This window comes from Plantibacter flavus, assembly GCF_900177615.1.
In the GTDB taxonomy this organism is placed as follows: domain Bacteria; phylum Actinomycetota; class Actinomycetes; order Actinomycetales; family Microbacteriaceae; genus Plantibacter; species Plantibacter flavus.
The window spans coordinates 134,885-152,992 of record NZ_FXAP01000002.1 but is presented as its reverse complement, the minus strand read 5'-3'; the positions used below and the strand labels follow the sequence as shown (position 1 = coordinate 152,992).

Genomic DNA, 18,108 nt, shown 5'->3' with positions numbered 1-18,108 from the left:
GATGCGACGATCGAGAGTGCACGTGCTGGGGGCGAGCGGGAGTGGCGTGACGACGCTCGGGCGGGCGCTCGCCGACCACTGGTCCGTCCCGCACGCCGACGCCGACGACTACTTCTGGGTCCCGACGGACCCGCCCTACGTCACCAAGCGTTCGGACGCGGACCGGGTGCGGCTCATGCGCGAGCTGTTCATGCCGCGCGAGGCGTGGGTCCTGTCGGGCTCGATGCCCGGCTGGGGCGACGACATCGTCGCCGAGTGCGACGCCATCGTCTTCGTGACCCTCGATCCGGCGGAGCGGCTGCGGCGTCTGGAGGCCCGAGAGATCGAGCGGCGGGCGGGCGAGCCGCACGACGACCGTGCGTGGCGGGAGTTCCGTGAGTGGGCGAGCGGCTATGACGATCCCGCGTTCGACGGCCGGAGTCGGGTGTCGCACGAGGCCTGGCTCGCGACCCTGCCGCAACCGGTCCTCCAGGTCGACAGTGGGCTGTCGCGAGCTGCGCTCCTCGAGGTCGTGCTGGCCTGGGAGCCGCGCTGACGGGTGCCGGTGCCAGAGCTGTCAACGGGGTGCCGGACGCCGGATCGAGGCGCATACTGGAATGGTCAGACTTATCTGACACACGTCGCTTAGTGAGCGACTGCGGCGTGCGGTTCCGACGCTCGAGGAGGATGTCTCGCCATGAAGGCACTGCGGTACACGAAGATCGGCTCGGCCCCCGAGGTCGTCGAGATCGAGAAGCCGACGCCGGGGCCGGGTGAGATCCTCCTGAAGGTCACCGCCGCCGGCGTCTGCCACTCCGACGACTACGTCATGAGCCTCCCCGAGGAGGACTACCTCGCGCAGCAGTACCCACTCCCGCTCACCCTCGGGCACGAGGGTGCCGGCGTCATCGAGTCGTTCGGCGAGGGGGTCGAGACCGGCCTGCAGATCGGAGACGCGGTCGCCGTCTACGGGCCGTGGGGCTGCGGTCACTGCCTGAACTGCTCGCAGGGCAAGGAGAACTACTGCACGAACGCCGTCGCCGAGGGGATCCGTCCTCCCGGACTCGGCAGCCAGGGCTCGATGGCCGAGTACATGATCGTCGACGACGTGCGTCACCTGGTGCCGATCGGCGACCTCGACCCCGTGAAGAACGTGTCCCTCACCGATGCCGGGCTCACGCCGTACCACGCGATCAAGCGCAGCCTGCCGAAGCTCGGCGCCGGCACCGTCGCCGTCGTCATCGGATCCGGTGGCCTCGGTCACGTCGGCATCCAGATGCTCAAGGCGCTCTCCGGAGCGACGGTCATCGTCCTCGACGTGAGCGACGAGAAGCTCGAGCTGGCGAAGCACGTCGGTGCCGACGTCACGCTCATCAGCGACGAGTCGGCCGCGGGCAAGATCCGTGAGCTGACCGGCGGTGTCGGGGTCGACGCGGTGTTCGACTTCGTCGGCGCCAACCCGACGATCGCCACGGCCACCGCGGTCGCGGCCATGGAGGCCGACGTGACGATCGTGGGCATCGGTGGCGGATCGGCGACCATCGGCTTCGGATCGATCGCCTACGACGCCGCCGTGCGCGTGCCGTACTGGGGTTCGCGGAGCGAGCTCATCGAGGTCTTCGAGCTCGCGAAGGCGGGCAAGGTCGACGTCGAGGTGCAGCCGTACTCGCTCGACGACGCCCCGAAGGCCTACGAGGACCTGCACGCGGGCGCGATCCGCGGGCGTGCGGTCATCGTCCCGTAACCACGACTCCCGGAACCGGCGCCCCTCGCACTCGCGGCGGGCGCCGGTTCTGCGTTTCACCGCACCTCGGCGCAGGGTTCACACCCCGGAAACACTTTCGACACTGCATCGAAACTCCACCCACGCATACTTTCAATACAGTATCGAAATGAGTCGCGGCGAGGGCAGCGACGCAACCGGAGGAGCAACCCATGACCGTCGTCGAGACCGTTACCACCGTGGAATCCGTCCGCGCCCGACTGCAGGAGGCCGGCGTCAAGTACGCGATGGCGAGCTTCGTGGACATGCACGGCAGCATCAAGACCAAGTTCGTCCCGCTGTCGCACCTCGAGCGCATGGCCGGGGGATCGGAGCTCTTCACCGGGGCTGCGCTCGATGGACTCCCGCAGGCGATCAGCGACGAGGAGCTCTCCGCCCGTCCCGACCTCGACAGCGCCGTGCAGTTGCCATGGCGGAAGGATGTCGCCTTCTTCGCGAGCGACCTCTACACGAAGGGCGAGCCGTTCGAGGCGGCGTCGCGCAACATCCTCAAGCGCCAGCTCGATGCGGCGGCCGAGATGGGCTTCACCTTCAACCTCGGGATCGAGACCGAGTTCTTCGTCCTGAAGGACACCCCGGAGGGTGTGACCGAGGTCAGCGACCGCGACGACCTCGCGAAGCCCTGCTACACGGCGACCGCCGCGCTCGACAACCTCGACTGGCTCACCGAGCTGGTCGAAGCGATGACCGAGATGGGCTGGGGCGTGTACTCGTTCGACCACGAGGACGCCCCGGGGCAGTTCGAGATCGACTTCAACTACTCCGACGCGCTCACCATGGCGGACCGCGCCGTCTTCTTCCGCCTCATGGCCAACGAGATCGTCCGCAAGCACGGCTACTTCGCGACCTTCATGCCGAAGCCGTTCGCCGACCGCAGTGGGTCGGGTGCGCACTTCAACATGTCGCTCGCCGACATCGAAACCGGCGAGAACCTCTTCGAGACCGACGACGACCCGCGTGGTTGCGGCATCTCGGAGCTCGGGTACAAGTTCATCGCCGGTGTCCTCAAGCACGCGCCGGCACTCTCGGCGGTCATCGCGCCGACGGTCAACAGCTACAAGCGGCTCGTGCGTCAGGGCAGCATGTCGGGCTCCACCTGGGCTCCGGTCTTCGTGAGCTATGGCGACAACAACCGGACGAACATGCTGCGCGTACCGCTCCAGGGCGGGCGCGTGGAGTGCCGGGCGGCCGATATCAGCTGCAACCCGTACCTCGGGGCGGCGCTGATCCTCGCCGCGGGCCTCGAGGGCATCCGTGAGGACCTCGACCCGGGAGCGCCGCACACCGAGAACATGTACGACTACACCGAGGCGCAGGTCGCGCAGCTCGGCATCGGCATGCTGCCGCGCAGCCTCGGTGAGGCGGTCGACGAGTTCGCCACCGACTCGCTGTCGCGTGCCGTGTTCGGCGAGGCGATGTACGACGCGTTCATCGACTACAAGCGCCAGGAGTGGAACGAGTACCAGGCGCACGTGTCGGACTGGGAGACCGCCCGCTACCTGAAGTTCTTCTGATCCCCATGCACCAGGTCCTCGACCTCGGGAGGTTCGCGCTGGAGTCCGGCGCGGACCTCCCGGAGGCGCGGCTCGTGTACACGACGCAGGGCGCGCTGAACGCCGACGGCGACAACGCCGTCCTGCTCCCGAGCTACTACACCGGGACGCACGCGAGCTACGAGCCGTGGATCGGGCCGGGCCGGGCGCTCGACCCGGCCCGCTGGTTCATCGTCTCGGTGAACCTGTTCGGCAACGGCGTCTCGACGTCACCGTCGAACGCGGCTGAGGAGGTGCGCGGTGCCGCGTTCCCCGAGGTCTCGATCGTCGACGACGTCCGTGCGCAACGGCAGCTCGCCGAACACCTCGGTGTCCGCCGCTGGCGGCTGATCGCCGGCTGGTCTATGGGCGCGCTGCAGGCGTACGAATGGGCGGTGCGGTACCCGGAGTACGTCGACGCGTTCCTCCCCGTCGCCGGTGCCGCGCGGTGTTCGCCCCACAACGCCGTCTTCCTGGCTGGCGTCGAGGCGGCGCTCCGGGCGGATCGGGCCTTCGACGGCGGCCGCTACACGACACCGCCGCGGGCCGGACTCCGCGCATTCGGGGCGGTGTACGCGGGGTGGGCCTACTCGCAGTCGTTCTTCCGGGACGGCACCTACCGCGAGCTCGGGTACGCCGGCGTCGCCGACCTCCTCGAGGACTGGGCGGCCGACCACGAGCGGTGGGACGCGAACGACCTGCTCGCGATGCTGCACACCTGGCAGCGGGCGGATCCCGGGCGAGGGGTCGAGGGCGGGTTGGCCGCGGTGCTCGGGGGCGTGCGTGCGCGGAGCATCGTCATGCCGTCGTCGACCGACCTCTACTTCACCGTCGAGGACAACGTCCTGGAGTCGGCGATGATGCGTCGGAGCGTGGTGCGCGTGATCGAGTCCGACCTCGGCCATGTGGCGGGGCGGCCTGGCGTGCGTGCAGCCGAGACGGCCGTGATCGAGGCGGCCATGCGGGAGCTGCTGGCCGAGAGGTGAGGTGCTGATGGATCTGCGTCGTCACTCTCAGAGAGAACAGCCAACGTGCGAGGTATGTGATTGTGGGTGTGATTCAAGCTGGTCAAGCGCTAAACTCGGAGCATGACGATCACGAACTCGACTCCTGGTCTGGGCGCGTTCCAGCGATCGATCCGTGCGGAAGTACCTGAACTCGTTGAGGACCTCCGTGGAATCCTCGGAGCCCAGCTGCTCGCCTACCTCGGCAATGTGCGCGAGACCCGTGCCGTTCGGCAGTGGGCGGAGGGAACACGTGTTCCGTCTGCCGCTACCGAGTTGCGCCTCCGGACCGCGCTCCAGGTTGCCGGCATCCTCATTGAACGTGACCACCCGCGTATCGCGCAGTCTTGGTTTCAAGGGCTGAATCCTCAGCTCGATGACGAGTCGCCGGCTCGCCTGATCCGCGAAGGCGACATCGAAGAGGTCGGCCCGCGGGTGATTGCAGCCGCACGAGCATTCACCGCGGTGGGCTAGTGCCAGCTGAGTCTGAGTCAGGATTTCGATTCGTATTCCGCGACAGCCCAGGAACGGTTTTCAGAGTCGGGTACGGACCCGACCCATGGGCTTGGACCGATTGGAGCCTCGCCAACGGAGGTCGATTCACGGGGAGATGGGACTCAGAGGATGGCTCCTATCGAACGCTCTATGCGGGGGACTCCCTGTATGGCTGCCTCGTCGAGATCCTGGCCAGATTTCGGCCGGACCCGGCAGTTGTCGCGGCCATGGCCGCGATAGAGGTGAGTGACAGTGACGACGAGCTCTATCCCACTGTCGATGCAGGAACGGTCGACGCCTCCTGGTTCAGTAACCGCAGGGTGGGTCGCGCAGACCTCGCCGGTCGCTACTGCGACGTGGCGAACTCGCGAACGATCGCAGCTCTGCGTGACTCGTTCGCCGCAATGGCCATCCAGGAGTTCGGCCTGAGCGACTTCGACAGCTCAGCGCTGCAGAACAGCCAGCCTCGTGCGCTCACCCAACGCGTGGGCCGTTTCGTTCTCGGGCGAGACGCCAGCGATGGCGGACCGTTCGACGGCATCCAATTCGGATCCCGCCATGGAGCGGACATCGTGCTCTGGGCCATCTTCGAACAGGCGGATGATGGCATGACGAGCGCAAGGCTGGACAACATCGACATCGATGTCCTTCACCTGCAGTCCCCAGACCTTCTGAGAGTGTTGCGCCTCCACAACCTGACCATCGCCTAGTGTCACCACGTCCCATCCGATGGGACGATCGTGAGTGTTCAAGGCCGTCGAGCCGCCCGCCCGTAGGATTGGCGGAGGTGTCCGCGAGCAGGGAGTGGTGATCGATGGCCGGCCGCACAGGAGCATCGCCCGGTCGTCCTCGCGCGAGCGGGATCGCCACCGAGGATCCTCGTGAGGAGATCATCCAGGTCGCGACCAGGCTGTTCGCGGAGCGCGGGTACGAGCGCACGAGTATGACGATGCTGGCCGAGGCGTGCGGGATGAAGCAGTCCTCGCTCTACTACTGGTTCGCGAACAAGCGCGAGGTGCTGCGGGCGACCGCCGCCTCGAACCGCCAGTCGGTCGGCGCTGCGGAGGCTCTCGGATCGATCGAGGCTGATGTTCCCGCGAAGCTCTACCGCGTCCTCTACGAGGATGGCGTCGCGATCTGCGAGGCGCCCTTCGACTACAACGAGATCGAGCGGCTCGCGGCGGAGCATCCCGACGACCTCGCGTCGTTCTGGGACGACTACCGCACGCTGTTCACGTTCATCGCCGGACTCATCCGCGACGGAGTGGAGCAGGGGTCCCTCGTCCTCGGCGGCAGCGAGACGCCGGAGTGGGCGGCCGCGGCCGCGCTCCACGCCAACGAGGGCATGCAGAAGGCCTACCGCTATGGCTCCGGCGACATCGCCGCCCAGTACCCGCCGGTCGAGGCCGCCGAGGGCGCGAGCGGGACCGACCGCATCAGGGCCTTCGCGCGGCGCACCGCTTCCGCCACCCTGCACAGCCTCCTCGTCGACCGCGCTGCGCTCGCCGACGTCGAGCGGGCTGCGCTCCAACTCGACCTCGCGGCCGGCTAACCCGCCGGAGACTCGTCCTCAGCTGGGGCGTCCGTCGAGTGGGTCCGACGTCCCGACCGCAGGCTCGACGTGATGACGGTCAGCGCGAGCGAGACCTGCATCAGTGCGAGCACGAGCTGGAACCAGTCTCGACTCGTCCCCGACCAGTTCGAGACGATGACCCACAGCTGCACGGCCACGAGCGCCAAGAAGAGGACGGCCACCACGAGCCACAGCTTGCTGGAGCGGGTCATCGCCCGTCTCCGGCGTCGGTCCGGGCTGCGTCGATGGGCGGGCGTTTCGGGAGCCGCCACGCCTGGATCAGCACGACCGTGCCGAGGACGATCTGCGCAGCACCCAGGATGACCCCGAGCAGATAGCCCTGACTGTCAGCGCCGGCGGGCAACCTGAATGCGAGTTGCACGACACCGAGGGCCGCCCACGTCCATCCCAGAATCAGCCGTGGTGTCCGGTACTGGGGATCGTTCGCCTTGACCATGCGAGCAGCCTATGGCGCGCCGTCGAATCACGATGGCTGCTGCCTCGCGAGTGCCGCTCACGACTGCGTCCGACGCCTGGGGCTCGACCGAACCCGTAACGAACACGAAACGGATTCGATACTGCATTGAAACCGGTCGTGACGACAATTGGATGACCTATTGAAAATGCGGTCGTCCGTTTCGGATCCCGCGCGAACCCTGGAGGTCCGGATGGACACGGCTGCAATCGCGGGCAACACGGCATGGCTCCTGACGGCGGTGGTGGCCGTGGCGCTGATGCTGCCCGGCCTGGCGATGTTCTACGGCGGGATGGTCAGCCGTCGCGTCACCATGAACATGATGATGATGATCTTCGCGTCGTTCTGTCTCGTCGGGATCCTCTGGGTGGCCTTCGGCTACTCGATGGTCTTCGGCGACAGCCTCGGTGGCCTCGGGCTCGTCGGCGACCCCACCGAGTACCCCGGCCTCGGCCAGTTGCTCGTCGCCCCTGAAGGGAGCACGCTACCCCCGCTGGCGCTCGCCGCACTCCACCTGATGTTCGCCGGTCTCACGATCGGGATCGTCGCCGGAGCGGCCGCCGGTCGGATGAAGTTCAGCGCATGGATGGTCTTCGCCGGCGTCTGGTCGACGCTCGTCTACTTCCCGGTCGCGCACTGGGTCTTCGCCTTCGACGCAGCCGACGGCAGCGTGCAAGGCGGGTGGCTCGCCAACACGATCGGCTCGATCGACTATGCCGGCAGCACCGCGATCCACGTCAACTCCGGGGTCGCCGCCCTCGCCCTCGCCATCGTCCTCGGCAAGCGCAACGGCTTCCCGTCGCAGCCCAAGGCGCACAGCCTCCCGCTCACGCTCCTCGGCGCCGGCCTGCTCTTCGTCGGCTGGATCGGCTTCGACGGCAGTGCCCTCGGTGCCGCCGACAACAACGCCGCCGTCGCCGTCTTCAACACCGTCGCCGCGACCTGCGCGGGCGTCATCGTCTGGCTCATCGTCGAGAAGCTGCGCGACGGTCACCCCACCACCCTCGGTGCCTGCTCGGGCGCGATCGCCGCACTCGTCGCCATCACCCCGTCCTGCGGTGCGGTCACCCCGCTCGGCTCCCTCGCGATCGGTGCCGCCGCGGCGGTCGTCTGCTACTTCGCGGTGAGCCTCAAGGTCCGCCTCGGCTTCGACGACGCCCTCGACGTCACCGCCCTGCACTTCGTCGGCGGTGTCGTCGGTGGCCTCCTCATCGGTGTCCTCGCGGTGCCGCTCGCGCCGAGCGGCGGAGAGGGGCTCCTCGCGGGTGGCGGCTTCCTGCTCCTGGGCAAGCAGGCGCTCGCGATCGTCGCCGTCTTCGTCTACACCTTCTCCATCACCTGGGTGCTCGCGAAGGTGCTCGACAAGACGATGGGCATCCGCGTCTCGGCCGAGACGGAGGCGCAGGGTCTCGACGTCGTCCTCCACGCCGAGAACGCCTACGAGATCAGTACGCACGAAGCGCTCGCCCCGCGCGGGCACGCCGAACCGAAGGTCCCGGCCGTCGTCGACTAGGACCGGCACCGGCGGCGCCGCAGAACACCACCGGGGTAGGGGGTCCGCGGTACCTCAGGGTGATGCTGCGGCGCCGTCCGCTTCGTAGCGTCGGAGCATGGACGTCATCAACGAGCTCATCCTCAATGCAGTGACATCACCGTGGCTGTACGTGGTCATGTTCGCGACCGCGGTCATCGACGGGTTCTTCCCGCCGATCCCGAGCGAGACGGTGCTCGTCGCCGCAGCAGCCGTCGCGGTCTCGACCGGCGGATCGAACCTCCTGCTCCTCTGCGCCGTCGCGGCCGTGGGTGCGGCGATCGGCGACAACATCGCCTACCTCATCGGCCGCGGGGTCGGCACGACGCGCTTCGCGTGGATGCGCCGTCCCCGGATCGCGGCGGCCTTCGACCGGGCGGGGCGAACGCTCGGGCGTCGCGGCGCCCCGCTGATCCTCGGGGCGCGGTACATCCCGGTCGGCCGCGTCGTGGTCAACATGTCCGCCGGTGCGCTCCGATACCCGTGGCGACGGTTCCTGCCGCTCAGTGTCATCGGGGGAGTGACCTGGGCCGCTTACAGCGCGATCATCGGCGTCGTCGCCGGCAAGCTCTTCGAGGACCAGCCGTTCCTCAGCTCCGTGCTCGGTGTGGGCGTCGCGCTCGTCCTCGGTCTGGTCGTCGACCGGGTCGCAGCCGTCCGCCGTCGTCGCCGTGAGCGGTCCGATGCAGCCGGCGACGGGACGCCGGCGGCATCAGGCACGGAGGAGCACCCGCCGGCCCTGGCGCTGATGGGATGATGACCCGATCATGGATCGGACGGCGCGCGGCACCTCCCGCCGCACCGGCTGGCTCGTCCTGTGCCTAGGGTGAGTACATGGAGTCCTTGACCGTGGTGCTCGTCGTCGTCGGTGTCGCATTCGTGGTGCTGTCCGTCCTCGTGCTCGCGCTGAATCATCGGCGCCAGCAGCGCGACGCCCGGCGCCGACAGGAGCAGCACGGTGACGAGGCAGCGCGGCACGCCGGCGGGTACCGGTCGCAGCGCGGTCGCGTCTACCGCTCGGGGTCGACGAACCACCAGCAGACACCCGACAGCTGGTGACGTCGGCGGCGTCGCGTCACTGCGTGCAGAGGCCGTCGCGGATCGTCGCAGCCAGCGCCGAGCGCCGACGGTCGTGGACCTCCGGTGCGTCTGCGGACGTGGCGACGACGGTCATCGACGCTTGCGCCCACGTCGCCGCGGTCGAGATGAGCAGCGCCCAGACGTCGGTCGGGTCGAGGTCGCGACGGATCGATCCTGCCCGCTGCTCAGACTCGATGTCCCGGAGGTGGCGGAGGTCGTGGTCCTCGAGGCCGCTGTAGAGGTACCCGGTGCTCTCGCGTTCGAGCCGCTTCCACATGACGAGGCGGGCGAGCGCAGGATCGGCGAGGTAGTCGTCGTACAGCCGGGCCGCGTACTCGGGGAGGTCTGCCGCCGTGAAGGGCACGCGATCGCCGTTGGCGATGACATGCGCGTCGAAGACGGCATCGAACAGCTGGTCCTTGGCGCCGTAATAGGCGTAGATCATCGGCTTGCTCATGCCCGAGCGCTGGGCGATCCTGTCCACCCGTGCGCCGGCGATGCCGTGGGTGGCGAACTCCTCGGTCGCGGCGTCGAGGATGCGCTGACGAGTCTGTTCTGCGGTGTTCATCGCTCGAGTGTATCGACACTACCAACTAGTAGGTAGTATCGACCGCATGCGCACAACCGCCCTCATGTCCACGGCCGCACCTCGGTCGCTCCAGCAGACCGTCATCGAACGCCGCGAGCTCCGACCGGACGACGTCGACGTCCGCGTCACGCACTGCGGCGTCTGTCACAGCGACCTGCACGCGCTCGCCTCCGCGGGCCCGGACACGGGGCTCGTGCCCGGTCACGAGTTCGTCGGCGAAGTCGTCGCCGTCGGCTCGGACGTGACGTCCTTCGCCCCCGGCGACGCCGTCGCCGTCGGCAACATCGTGGACTCGTGCGGAACCTGCACGATGTGTCTGCGCGACCAGGAGAACTTCTGCGTGGAGTTCCCGACGCTCACCTACGCCGGCCGCGACCGCGTCGACGGCAGTACGACGCTCGGCGGGTACTCCGGGCGCTACGTCGTGCGCGACACCTTCGTCTACCACCGCCCGACCTCCCTCGACCCGGCCGGTGTCGCACCCCTGATGTGTGCGGGCATCACCGTCTGGGAGCCACTCCGCACCAACGGCGTGAGGGAGGGAACACGACTCGGCGTCGTCGGCCTCGGCGGTCTCGGGCACCTCGCCGTCCGCCTCGGTCACGCGCTCGGTGCCGAGGTCACCGTCTTCACCACGTCCGAGGGCAAGGCGACCGACGCGCTGCGGCTCGGGGCGTCCCGGGTGGTCGTGTCCACCGACGCCGACGCCATGGCTGCGGCGGCCGGCAGCCTCGACCTCGTCATCGACACGGTCTCGGCGGAGCACGACCTCGCACCGTACCTCCGCGTCCTCGACCTCGACGGGACGCTCTGCTCGCTCGGCTACCTCGGCCCGATCGACATCCAGACCATGGACCTGCTCCTCGGCCGGAAGCGTCTGACGTCGGCCGGGAGCGGTGGTCGCCGGTGGACGCAGGACCTCCTCGACTTCTGCGGCACCCACGGCGTGACGGCGGACGTCGAGGTGGTGCCGGCTGCGGACGTGGACGTCGCGCTCGATAGGCTGGCCCGCAACGACGTCCGGTACCGCTTCGTGTTGGACCTCGCCGACATCGACGCCGAGCTCGATGCGGAGCGGGACGCCCTCCATGCCTGACGATCAGGTTTGGTCCCCGAGGTGCTCGCCGCGTCTCTGATCTGCCTCACGCTCGGCCGAGCCGGTCCAAGCAGCTGCTGAGACGAATCGGGGGTCATTCGTAGGGATCGATGAGGCCATTTTCGCTGACGAATTGCCTGAACCCGCCCGCTGCGAACGGCAATCGGTACTCGGTCCTCAGGAGATTGTCGGCGACGCGTTCCGCTGCGGCGAAGCCGAGGTGTTTGTTGGTGACGAGGTCACAAAGGATGGAGATGGTGCTCGTCATCTGAACACCTCGCTCCTTCGCAAGCGCACGTGCGTCCCCGTCGTCGATCACGGCGATCGCCTCATGGAACTCGGCCAGCGCCAACACCCCGCATTCGCCCACGTTCGTCGGAGGCGTCTCGACCAAGCGCCCGAAATAGAAGCCGTAGGCGACCGTCTCTGCAGGTCCGACGGGAGTAACTTTCAACCAGGTTGCGTCCAAGACCTGGCGCAGGTGCGGATGTGCGTCGACCCCCGCACCGAGTTCGTGCTGCACTGTATCGGGAAGCCATGCTTCACCGTCCGCCACGAACAACTCCAGGAGGCCCAGCCAGCCAGCTTCCGTGAAGTGGCTCAGTGGGCCGTCGTCGAAAACGAAGGTACTTCTTGGTCGCTGTTCCGTCACAGCAGAGACCAAATCTCATCCTTGTGCCGTGTCGGGAGCGTGGGCAGATCCTCATGGTCGAACGTCCCGAGGAGGAGGCCAATTGCGCGGTCAGCGGAGAGCTTCTGCTTCTCGAACAGGCTCAGCACCGCCTGCGCGTACACGGTGGGGACAGTCGTGCCCTCGAGGTCCGTCGGGGCGAGGAGTCCGTGTTCGAGAATGTCTGCTTTCTTGGTGCGAACGCCTCTGACTTCACTGATCTCATCGCCATTGGCGAGACTGAGTTCATGGAGACGCCGCGCGATCGTCGCCATGTCGATCTGAAACTCGCTACCGATCAGAATCGCGCTGGTGCGAACACTCCAAACCCGGCGGGCATCTCGCCAGAACCTACTGAAGGCCTCGGGCGGTGCCAGGAAAGCCCGCGCGAACCTGTCGAGGAGGATCTCGGTACGGTCTGAATCGTTGTGGTCTGCAATGCGCCAGTCCACGGTGTAGTCATCGCGAACGAGGTAATGCCCCAACTCGTGGGCGAGCGCGAGACGTCGTCGGCCGACGGCATGGCTTGAGTTGACAATGGCGACTGCGCCTTGGTTCAGGAGCGTGGAAGCAGCATCGGCTGTGTCAGGACCGAGGGGCGCGCTGAACGCAATCAGTCCAACGCGCCCGACGACGTCTGCGATACCGCGCACTGCATCGACGTCGGTCAAGCCGCATGCGACACGCGCCGTGGCGGCGAGTGCTTCGGATTCTTTGCCGGAACGGGGTACTTCACCCTGTTCGATTCCGTTTCCGGTGAGGGCTGGGACGATTTCGGCAACGAACTCTGTGTGACGCGCGAGCGTTTCGAGCAGGGTATCGATCGCCGCGACGTCCAGGTCAGGGTCCAAGCGCGTCCGGTGGGCGATGACCGCGTCCGGCGCGTCCCGCAGAAGCCACTCGAGGCGCTGGCCGACTGCTTCGGCTATGCGCAACAGCTCCAGTGCGCCGACACCCCGACGTCCACTCTCGATCTTCGCGATCGCGCTCCGTTCCATCGAGACGCGGCTACCCAGCTCCTGCTGTGTCATCCGCGCTCGTTCGCGTGCCTGTGCGATGCGGCGCCCGACGTCTGACATCTCGCTTACCATGTGTGCGATTCTAGAACACTGAGGCGACGATGCCGATTGCTGACCGGCGTCGGGTGGACATCATCAATTCGTCTCGCGTCCCATGACCCCGTCGAAAAACTCGGCGAGCTCCGCCGTGGCCGTCAGCGGCAGGACGTGGGCGACGTACTGGTCGGGGCGCACGACGACGATCGCGCCGTCGCGGTCGATCCCGCGCTCCTCGAAGATGTCGATGTCGGGATGGCGGGCGTAGACCTTCTCGTAGTCGATGAGGTCGAAGGGGCCGACGCGTGGCCGGAACACCGGCGGAACGGCGCCGATGTCGATGTCGGTGTGGCGCTGCTGGTAGACGATCTTCACGTCGAACCAGTCGTCGGACCGCACGCCCTCAGGCACCACGCGGAGCGGCGACTCCGGTGCGTCCTGCAGCCAGGCGGCGAGCTCTGCCGCTCGGCCCGACGACGGCGAGGCGTCATCCGCGAAGACGTAGATCCGCCAGCGCCCGTCGGCTGTGGCGTGGTGTCCGAGATGGATGTGGTTCGCGTCCGCGATGCGCGAGGTGAGGGCGGACTTGAACCGCTTGCCGATCGGGAAGCCGCTCGCGAGGTGCTGGTGGGTCGCCTCGCCGACGATCGCCGACGGGCTGTACTCCGTCATGAAGCCGGCCGGGAACTCCGCCGTCCGCACGTAGAAGTCGGCGAGCTCGGAGGGGTCCTCGAACTCCTCCGGCCGCTTGGCCATGAGGCTCGACCACTCGCGGTCGAAGTCGATGAGCTCCCGGGCGACGACCTGACGCTCGGCCGAGTACGTCGCCAGCAGGCTCTCGGGGCTCCGGCCCTCGAGCACGTGGCCGAGCTTCCACGCCAGGTTGAAGCCGTCCTGCATCGACACGTTCATCCCCTGGCCGGCCTTCGCGCTGTGGGTGTGGCAGGCGTCACCGGTGATGAAGACGCGCGGCGTGCGCGTGCCGAGTTCGTCGAGTGGGACGTCGTCGAAGCGGTCCGTCAGACGATGGCCGACCTCGTAGACGCTGTGCCAGGCGACGTGCTTCACGTCGAGCCGGTAAGGGCTCAGGATGGTGTTCGCGTGGTCGATGATCTGCTCGATCGAGGTCGACCGCACGGCATCGCTGCCACCCGACGGCACCTCGCCGAGATCGACGTACATCCGGAAGAGGTGCCCGCCCTCGCGGGGGATGAGCAGGATGCTGCCGCCGGAACCCGACTGGATGGCGCACTTCGTGCGGATGTCGGGGAAGTCGGTGACGGCGAGGGCGTCCATGACGCCCCACGCGTGGTTCGCCTGGTCGCCGGCCAAGGTGCAGCCGATCGCCTGGCGGACGGCACTCCGGGCACCGTCGGCCCCGATGACGTACTTCGCGCGGACGGTCCTGGTCTCGCCGGAGGACTCGTCACTCGTGTCCAGCAGCGTGACCGCGACCGGGTACTCCGCGTCGTCGTCGATCTCGAGTCCCTGGAACGCCCACCCGTAGTCCGGCCGCATCCGGGTCGGGGCGTTCGCCATGTACTCGGCGAAATAGTCGAGCACGCGGGCTTGGTTCACGATGAGGTGCGGGTACTCGCTGACGCCGGTGGTGTCGTCGAGTGGTCGGGCGCCGCGGACGATCCGACCCGGGTCCTCGGCGTCGGGCTGCCAGAACGCCATCTCGGTGATGCGATACGCCTCGGCGGTGATGCGCTCGGCGAAGCCGAAGGCGTCGAAGGTCTCGACACTGCGGGCTTGGATGCCGTCCGCCTGGCCGATCGCGAGGCGTCCCGGTCGGCGCTCGACGATCCGCGTGGTGATGGACGGGAAGCGTGACAACTGGGCGGCTGCGATCATGCCAGCCGGTCCGCTGCCGACGATGAGGACGTCCATCTCGTCCGGGAGATCGTCGGGTCGATCGACCCCGACTCCCGCTGCGGGCAGGACCCGCGGATCACCGGAGACATAACCGTGGTGGTGGAACTGCATCGATTCCTCACTTCATCGTCAAGAATTCGATAATGGAACACACTGTTCGCTTATCGCACGGCAGACACTACCCTGCACCGGCGCACGGTGGAAGACCGTTCGCTGGTGCAGGTGCAGCTCGAGTCGCGGGAGATCAGCCCTTCGTCGCCCAGGTGCCGAGGTCCTCGACCTCGACGACCGTGGGCAGAGCGTCCTTGTCGCCGAGGAAGGCCTGGCAGGCGACCAGCGGGGCGTCGGGGGACACTCCGGCCGTCGCGTTGCCGTCCGGAGTGCAGTCGAACTGACCCAGGACCTTGATGGGCTGGTAGCTGCCTGTGCCGCTGAGCTTCCATTCGTCCGTCGTCGGCACGGGGAGCGCGGAGCGGTCGGCGTCCTTGATGTCGCCGTCCGTCAGCGTGACCGAGTAGGTGACGAAGTACGGGGTCTTCCCCTCGTCCGACGGCGTCGACTGCACGCCCATCTCGGCGAGGTCGCTGAGCTTCCCCTCCCGGACGTCGTCGATGGCGAACGACATCTCGACGCCCGTCCCGACCTCGACGGCCACACCCGTACCGAGTGCCAGGGCGTCGTCGGGTGCCTCCTGTGGGCTCGAGCACCCGGTGAGGGCGATCCCGGCGGTCGCTGCGACGAGGGCGGTCAGGGCGAGGGTGCGGTGCATGCGGATCATGTCACCGACCGTATCGGGGACGGTCGCCCGAGGCCTACGGGGACAACTCCCCATCTGTCGGGGAGGAAGCGTGACTCGCCGTCGTCCAGTGCCCCGGCCGGGCGAGGACGGTCGGCAGGAGCGTCGCCTCGTCACCCCGTGCCGCGTTGAGCTGCATCTGCGTGAGGAACAGGGTGTCCGAGAGGTCGGCTCCGTCGAGTCGTGCGCCGCGGAGGTCGGCACCGAGTAGGTCGACGCCCGTCAGGTCCGCTCCGCGGAGGTCCGCGCCGATCAGGACCGCACCGCGCAGGTCGGCTCCGCATAGTCGACGAGTGCGCAGCTCGCGTCCGGCGAGGTCTGCCGAGGGGTGGAGGTCGTCGTCCGGCTCGGCGTCGGCGCCGGCCAGATAGCCGCCCCGCGCCTCCTCGCTGACGTCGATCAGCAGGTGCCGGACCTCGTCGCGGAGGGACTCGACGTCGCACGCGAGGATCTCGGAGGTGCCGCCGTCGAGGATCCGCTGGACGACGATGCGGAGCCGGCTGATGTTCGCTGCCAGGTCCGACGCGGCGGCGCGCTCGGCGGCTTCGACGAGGTACCAGCGCATCTCCTGCAGCTGGCGCACCACGGAGAACGTGGCGAACATCTCGGCGCTCGTGTCGGGGCGTTCCCGCCAGCTCGCGCCGCCGAAGAGCTCCTGTGAGACGAGCTGGCCGGCACCGAAGCAGTCGAAGACGGTGCATCCGCGGAACCCTCGCGGGCGCAGGGATTCGTGGATGCTGCAGGAGAAGTCGTCCGCCAGATTGCGGCAGGGCGTTCCCGCTGGTTTGTCGATCGGGAAGTCGATTGATCGTTGGAACCCGAAGGCGGTGCAGCAGAGCGCGAAGCAGTCAGCGCAGTTCGCGCGAAGTGCCGAGCGGTCGTCGGAGGGGGCGGAGGAAGCGTCGATGGACGTCATGCGTGGGTGGTCTTTCCGGAGTGGTTTCGCGTGGGGGCCGGGTTGCAGGGGAACTCCGCAGGGAGCTCCCGTTCCGGGCGCACGAAATCACCGCCCCTCGTGGGAGGAGCGAACGGGTGTCGCTGAAAGGCCTCTGGGTCACAGAGCGAAAGAACGGTTCACTGCTCTCAGAGTATCGCGCGGTGTCGTGCACGAGGTCGTCGCTGGGCTCATCGACCTCTGAAGCGGCGGGCCATGCCGAATCAGCCCGACGAGCCATGGATTGCTAGCCTGACAGCTCAGGGAAGGCGGGGCTCATGCGTCCACTGGTGCTCTCGGGTGGTCCTGCGGTCGGGAAGTCGACCTGCGGCAGGCGCCTCGCCGGAGAGCGTGAACGAGCGGCGTTCATCGATGCCGACGACGTTCGGCAGCTGATCGTCGTCGGTGACGCGACACTGTGGAGCGGTCCCGAGGGGCGAGCGCAGCACCTGCTCGCCGTCCGGAACGCCGCGGCGCTCGCTCGCAATCTCGGCGACGCCGGCTTCGACGTGGTCATCGCGGACGTCGTGACGGTCGACGCGCTCGCGGCCTACCGCGCGGAACTCCCCGACTGCCTCGTGGTCCATCTCGCGCTCCCGGTGGATGAGGCGCGAGCGCGTGCGGCAACGCGCCCCGCGTATCTGACAGACGCCGAGTTCGATCTGCTACACGACCTGCTCGCGTCGCCGCCGGAGGTCGACGTCGTCCTGGACGTCTCCGGCTTCACGATCGACCGACAGGTCGAGGCGATCCGCGACGTGTGGTCGTCGGCGTCCCGCTGATCCCGCCTGGGGTTCAGTCCCGGATGAGCTGGTTCAGTGCGGCCCAGCCGAGTGTGGGCGGTGATGCGGGAGCTGCATCGGGCGTCTCGAGCATCGCCGTCGCCCACTGCTGCGCGAGGCTGTAGGCGGCCTCGGCGATCGACGAACCCGCGCTGATGCGACTCGCGCCGGCTCTCGCGAGCTCGCTGATCGACAGCGTTCCCGGGCCGAAGGCGACGTTGAGCGGAATGGTCGTCGCATCGGTGAGCCGCTCGATCGTGTCGGCTCGGAGGGCACCGAGCACGAAGATCCCGCTCGCGCCGGCCCGCGCATACGCAGCGGCACGCGTCACCGTCTCGTCGAACCAACGGTCGTCTCCGATGTCGCCGAGTCGATGCGTGTCGATCCGGGCGTTGATGAAGAGGGGGGTCCCGGCCTGGTCAGCGGCAGACCGTGCTGCCTCGATCCGTCGTTCCTGTTCCGTGATCGGGCGGAGCGAGTCCTCGAGGTTCACGCCGGAGGCGCCCGCGTCGATGCAGGAGGCGATCGTGCCGGCGACCTCGTCCGGTGTCTCTCCGTAGCCGCCCTCGATGTCCGCGGTGACCGGGACGGACACCGACGATGCGATCCGTCGCACGGCATCGAGGGCGACGTCGCGGGTCAGCTCGTTCCCATCGCGGTGCCCGAGTGACCAGGCGACGCCGGCACTCGTCGTCGCGATCGCGCGGGCGCCGGACGCCAGGACGGCGCGGGCGGAGGCGACGTCCCAGGCGTTCGGCAGGATCAGCGGGTCTCCGGGGACGTGCATCGCCTGCAGGGCGAGCGCGCGTTCGAGCGGTGTGGTCATCAGGCAAGTCCAGCACATCTCGCCTGGCCG

General features: G+C 68.1%; 21 protein-coding genes. 12 read left to right on the top strand and 9 right to left on the bottom strand.

Going from position 1 to position 18,108, the window contains the following annotated elements; translation table 11 throughout:
- Window position 1: 1 nt before the first annotated feature.
- The 7 genes from B9Y95_RS07125 to B9Y95_RS07095 all read left to right on the top strand — a co-directional run bounded on the left by B9Y95_RS07125 (window position 2) and on the right by B9Y95_RS07095 (window position 6,345).
- Window positions 2-535 (top strand): P-loop NTPase family protein, encoded by a 534-nt coding sequence (locus tag B9Y95_RS07125; RefSeq protein ID WP_085511231.1) that lies wholly within the window; start codon window positions 2-4, stop codon window positions 533-535.
- 141 nt (window positions 536-676) lie between these two features.
- Window positions 677-1,723, top strand: coding sequence for an NAD(P)-dependent alcohol dehydrogenase (locus tag B9Y95_RS07120; protein WP_085511230.1), 1,047 nt, complete (start codon window positions 677-679; stop codon window positions 1,721-1,723).
- A 191-nt stretch (window positions 1,724-1,914) separates the two neighbouring features.
- A complete protein-coding gene (gene glnT, locus B9Y95_RS07115; RefSeq protein WP_085511229.1) occupies window positions 1,915-3,276 on the top strand; it encodes a type III glutamate--ammonia ligase in 1,362 nt (453 codons plus the stop codon).
- Between the two features lie 5 nt (window positions 3,277-3,281).
- Window positions 3,282-4,280 carry an alpha/beta fold hydrolase gene (locus tag B9Y95_RS07110; protein WP_085511228.1) on the top strand — a complete coding sequence of 333 codons (999 nt, stop codon included), beginning with the start codon at window positions 3,282-3,284 and terminating at the stop codon, window positions 4,278-4,280.
- A gap of 102 nt (window positions 4,281-4,382) precedes the next feature.
- Entirely contained in the window at window positions 4,383-4,772 is a 390-nt protein-coding gene (locus B9Y95_RS07105) for a hypothetical protein (RefSeq protein WP_085511227.1), read from the top strand.
- Complete coding sequence (locus tag B9Y95_RS07100) at window positions 4,772-5,503, top strand: RES domain-containing protein (protein ID WP_159453339.1); 732 nt, start codon at window positions 4,772-4,774, stop codon at window positions 5,501-5,503. Before B9Y95_RS07105 ends, B9Y95_RS07100 begins: the two co-directional genes overlap by 1 nt.
- Window positions 5,504-5,607: 104 nt before the next feature.
- Complete coding sequence (locus B9Y95_RS07095; protein ID WP_085511225.1) at window positions 5,608-6,345, top strand: TetR/AcrR family transcriptional regulator; 738 nt, start codon at window positions 5,608-5,610, stop codon at window positions 6,343-6,345.
- Here the strand turns inward: B9Y95_RS07095 and B9Y95_RS07090 are convergent.
- Together B9Y95_RS07090 and B9Y95_RS07085 are read right to left on the bottom strand one after the other, a co-directional pair.
- Window positions 6,342-6,578, bottom strand: coding sequence for a hypothetical protein (locus B9Y95_RS07090; RefSeq protein ID WP_085511224.1), 237 nt, complete (start codon window positions 6,576-6,578; stop codon window positions 6,342-6,344). The genes B9Y95_RS07095 and B9Y95_RS07090 overlap by 4 nt on opposite strands.
- Window positions 6,575-6,823: a hypothetical protein gene (locus B9Y95_RS07085; protein ID WP_085511223.1), complete on the bottom strand. Its 249-nt coding sequence runs from the start codon at window positions 6,821-6,823 to the stop codon at window positions 6,575-6,577. Before B9Y95_RS07085 ends, B9Y95_RS07090 begins: the two co-directional genes overlap by 4 nt.
- 211 nt (window positions 6,824-7,034) lie before the next feature.
- Between B9Y95_RS07085 and B9Y95_RS07080 the strand changes: the two genes are divergently transcribed.
- From B9Y95_RS07080 to B9Y95_RS07070, 3 genes are all read left to right on the top strand, one after another.
- Window positions 7,035-8,354 carry an ammonium transporter gene (locus tag B9Y95_RS07080; RefSeq protein ID WP_085511222.1) on the top strand — a complete coding sequence of 440 codons (1,320 nt, stop codon included), beginning with the start codon at window positions 7,035-7,037 and terminating at the stop codon, window positions 8,352-8,354.
- A 97-nt stretch (window positions 8,355-8,451) separates the two neighbouring features.
- Entirely contained in the window at window positions 8,452-9,129 is a 678-nt protein-coding gene (locus B9Y95_RS07075) for a DedA family protein (RefSeq protein ID WP_085511221.1), read from the top strand.
- A 77-nt stretch (window positions 9,130-9,206) separates the two neighbouring features.
- Window positions 9,207-9,431 carry a hypothetical protein gene (locus tag B9Y95_RS07070; protein ID WP_143736359.1) on the top strand — a complete coding sequence of 75 codons (225 nt, stop codon included), beginning with the start codon at window positions 9,207-9,209 and terminating at the stop codon, window positions 9,429-9,431.
- A 16-nt stretch (window positions 9,432-9,447) separates the two neighbouring features.
- Here the strand turns inward: B9Y95_RS07070 and B9Y95_RS07065 are convergent, their stop codons facing one another.
- Complete coding sequence (locus tag B9Y95_RS07065) at window positions 9,448-10,020, bottom strand: TetR/AcrR family transcriptional regulator (RefSeq protein ID WP_085511219.1); 573 nt, start codon at window positions 10,018-10,020, stop codon at window positions 9,448-9,450.
- Window positions 10,021-10,066: 46 nt separating this feature from the next.
- Here B9Y95_RS07065 and B9Y95_RS07060 point away from each other — a divergent pair, with 46 nt between their 5' ends.
- Window positions 10,067-11,137, top strand: coding sequence for an NAD(P)-dependent alcohol dehydrogenase (locus tag B9Y95_RS07060; RefSeq protein ID WP_085511218.1), 1,071 nt, complete (start codon window positions 10,067-10,069; stop codon window positions 11,135-11,137).
- 94 nt (window positions 11,138-11,231) lie between these two features.
- On the opposite strand, the gene B9Y95_RS07055 is transcribed toward B9Y95_RS07060, so the two are convergent.
- The 5 genes from B9Y95_RS07055 to B9Y95_RS07035 all read right to left on the bottom strand — a co-directional run bounded on the left by B9Y95_RS07055 (window position 11,232) and on the right by B9Y95_RS07035 (window position 16,452).
- Entirely contained in the window at window positions 11,232-11,789 is a 558-nt protein-coding gene (locus B9Y95_RS07055; RefSeq protein WP_085511217.1) for a PIN domain-containing protein, read from the bottom strand.
- Entirely contained in the window at window positions 11,786-12,898 is a 1,113-nt protein-coding gene (locus tag B9Y95_RS07050; RefSeq protein WP_085511216.1) for a helix-turn-helix domain-containing protein, read from the bottom strand. The genes B9Y95_RS07055 and B9Y95_RS07050 overlap by 4 nt, the downstream gene beginning before the upstream one ends.
- A gap of 63 nt (window positions 12,899-12,961) precedes the next feature.
- Complete coding sequence (locus B9Y95_RS07045) at window positions 12,962-14,851, bottom strand: FAD-binding monooxygenase (protein WP_085511215.1); 1,890 nt, start codon at window positions 14,849-14,851, stop codon at window positions 12,962-12,964.
- Between the two features lie 133 nt (window positions 14,852-14,984).
- Window positions 14,985-15,518, bottom strand: a complete 534-nt coding sequence (locus B9Y95_RS07040) for a hypothetical protein (protein ID WP_085511214.1) — start codon at window positions 15,516-15,518, stop codon at window positions 14,985-14,987.
- A gap of 34 nt (window positions 15,519-15,552) precedes the next feature.
- Window positions 15,553-16,452, bottom strand: coding sequence for a pentapeptide repeat-containing protein (locus tag B9Y95_RS07035; protein ID WP_085511213.1), 900 nt, complete (start codon window positions 16,450-16,452; stop codon window positions 15,553-15,555).
- 296 nt (window positions 16,453-16,748) lie between these two features.
- Here B9Y95_RS07035 and B9Y95_RS07030 point away from each other — a divergent pair, with 296 nt between their 5' ends.
- Entirely contained in the window at window positions 16,749-17,252 is a 504-nt protein-coding gene (locus tag B9Y95_RS07030; protein WP_085511212.1) for a nucleoside/nucleotide kinase family protein, read from the top strand.
- A 13-nt stretch (window positions 17,253-17,265) separates the two neighbouring features.
- Here B9Y95_RS07030 and B9Y95_RS07025 read toward each other — a convergent pair whose 3' ends face one another.
- Window positions 17,266-18,078, bottom strand: a complete 813-nt coding sequence (locus B9Y95_RS07025; RefSeq protein WP_085511211.1) for an isocitrate lyase/PEP mutase family protein — start codon at window positions 18,076-18,078, stop codon at window positions 17,266-17,268.
- Between the last annotated feature and the right edge of the window lie 30 nt (window positions 18,079-18,108).

Excerpts from the sequence above, each read along its gene's own strand:
- B9Y95_RS07040 (WP_085511214.1), bottom strand. The coding sequence starts at position 15,518 with ATGATCCGCATGCACCGCACCCTCGCCCTGACCGCCCTCGTCGCAGCG.
- B9Y95_RS07035 (WP_085511213.1), bottom strand. The coding sequence starts at position 16,452 with ATGACGTCCATCGACGCTTCCTCCGCCCCCTCCGACGACCGCTCGGCA.
- B9Y95_RS07120 (WP_085511230.1), top strand. The coding sequence starts at position 677 with ATGAAGGCACTGCGGTACACGAAGATCGGCTCGGCCCCCGAGGTCGTC.
- B9Y95_RS07075 (WP_085511221.1), top strand. The coding sequence starts at position 8,452 with ATGGACGTCATCAACGAGCTCATCCTCAATGCAGTGACATCACCGTGG.
- B9Y95_RS07045 (WP_085511215.1), bottom strand. The coding sequence starts at position 14,851 with ATGCAGTTCCACCACCACGGTTATGTCTCCGGTGATCCGCGGGTCCTG.
- B9Y95_RS07095 (WP_085511225.1), top strand. The coding sequence starts at position 5,608 with ATGGCCGGCCGCACAGGAGCATCGCCCGGTCGTCCTCGCGCGAGCGGG.
- B9Y95_RS07065 (WP_085511219.1), bottom strand. The coding sequence starts at position 10,020 with ATGAACACCGCAGAACAGACTCGTCAGCGCATCCTCGACGCCGCGACC.
- B9Y95_RS07125 (WP_085511231.1), top strand. The coding sequence starts at position 2 with ATGCGACGATCGAGAGTGCACGTGCTGGGGGCGAGCGGGAGTGGCGTG.
- B9Y95_RS07090 (WP_085511224.1), bottom strand. The coding sequence starts at position 6,578 with ATGACCCGCTCCAGCAAGCTGTGGCTCGTGGTGGCCGTCCTCTTCTTG.
- B9Y95_RS07080 (WP_085511222.1), top strand. The coding sequence starts at position 7,035 with ATGGACACGGCTGCAATCGCGGGCAACACGGCATGGCTCCTGACGGCG.
- B9Y95_RS07070 (WP_143736359.1), top strand. The coding sequence starts at position 9,207 with ATGGAGTCCTTGACCGTGGTGCTCGTCGTCGTCGGTGTCGCATTCGTG.
- B9Y95_RS07105 (WP_085511227.1), top strand. The coding sequence starts at position 4,383 with ATGACGATCACGAACTCGACTCCTGGTCTGGGCGCGTTCCAGCGATCG.
- glnT (WP_085511229.1), top strand. The coding sequence starts at position 1,915 with ATGACCGTCGTCGAGACCGTTACCACCGTGGAATCCGTCCGCGCCCGA.
- B9Y95_RS07050 (WP_085511216.1), bottom strand. The coding sequence starts at position 12,898 with ATGGTAAGCGAGATGTCAGACGTCGGGCGCCGCATCGCACAGGCACGC.
- B9Y95_RS07085 (WP_085511223.1), bottom strand. The coding sequence starts at position 6,823 with ATGGTCAAGGCGAACGATCCCCAGTACCGGACACCACGGCTGATTCTG.
- B9Y95_RS07060 (WP_085511218.1), top strand. The coding sequence starts at position 10,067 with ATGCGCACAACCGCCCTCATGTCCACGGCCGCACCTCGGTCGCTCCAG.
- B9Y95_RS07030 (WP_085511212.1), top strand. The coding sequence starts at position 16,749 with ATGCGTCCACTGGTGCTCTCGGGTGGTCCTGCGGTCGGGAAGTCGACC.
- B9Y95_RS07025 (WP_085511211.1), bottom strand. The coding sequence starts at position 18,078 with ATGACCACACCGCTCGAACGCGCGCTCGCCCTGCAGGCGATGCACGTC.
- B9Y95_RS07110 (WP_085511228.1), top strand. The coding sequence starts at position 3,282 with ATGCACCAGGTCCTCGACCTCGGGAGGTTCGCGCTGGAGTCCGGCGCG.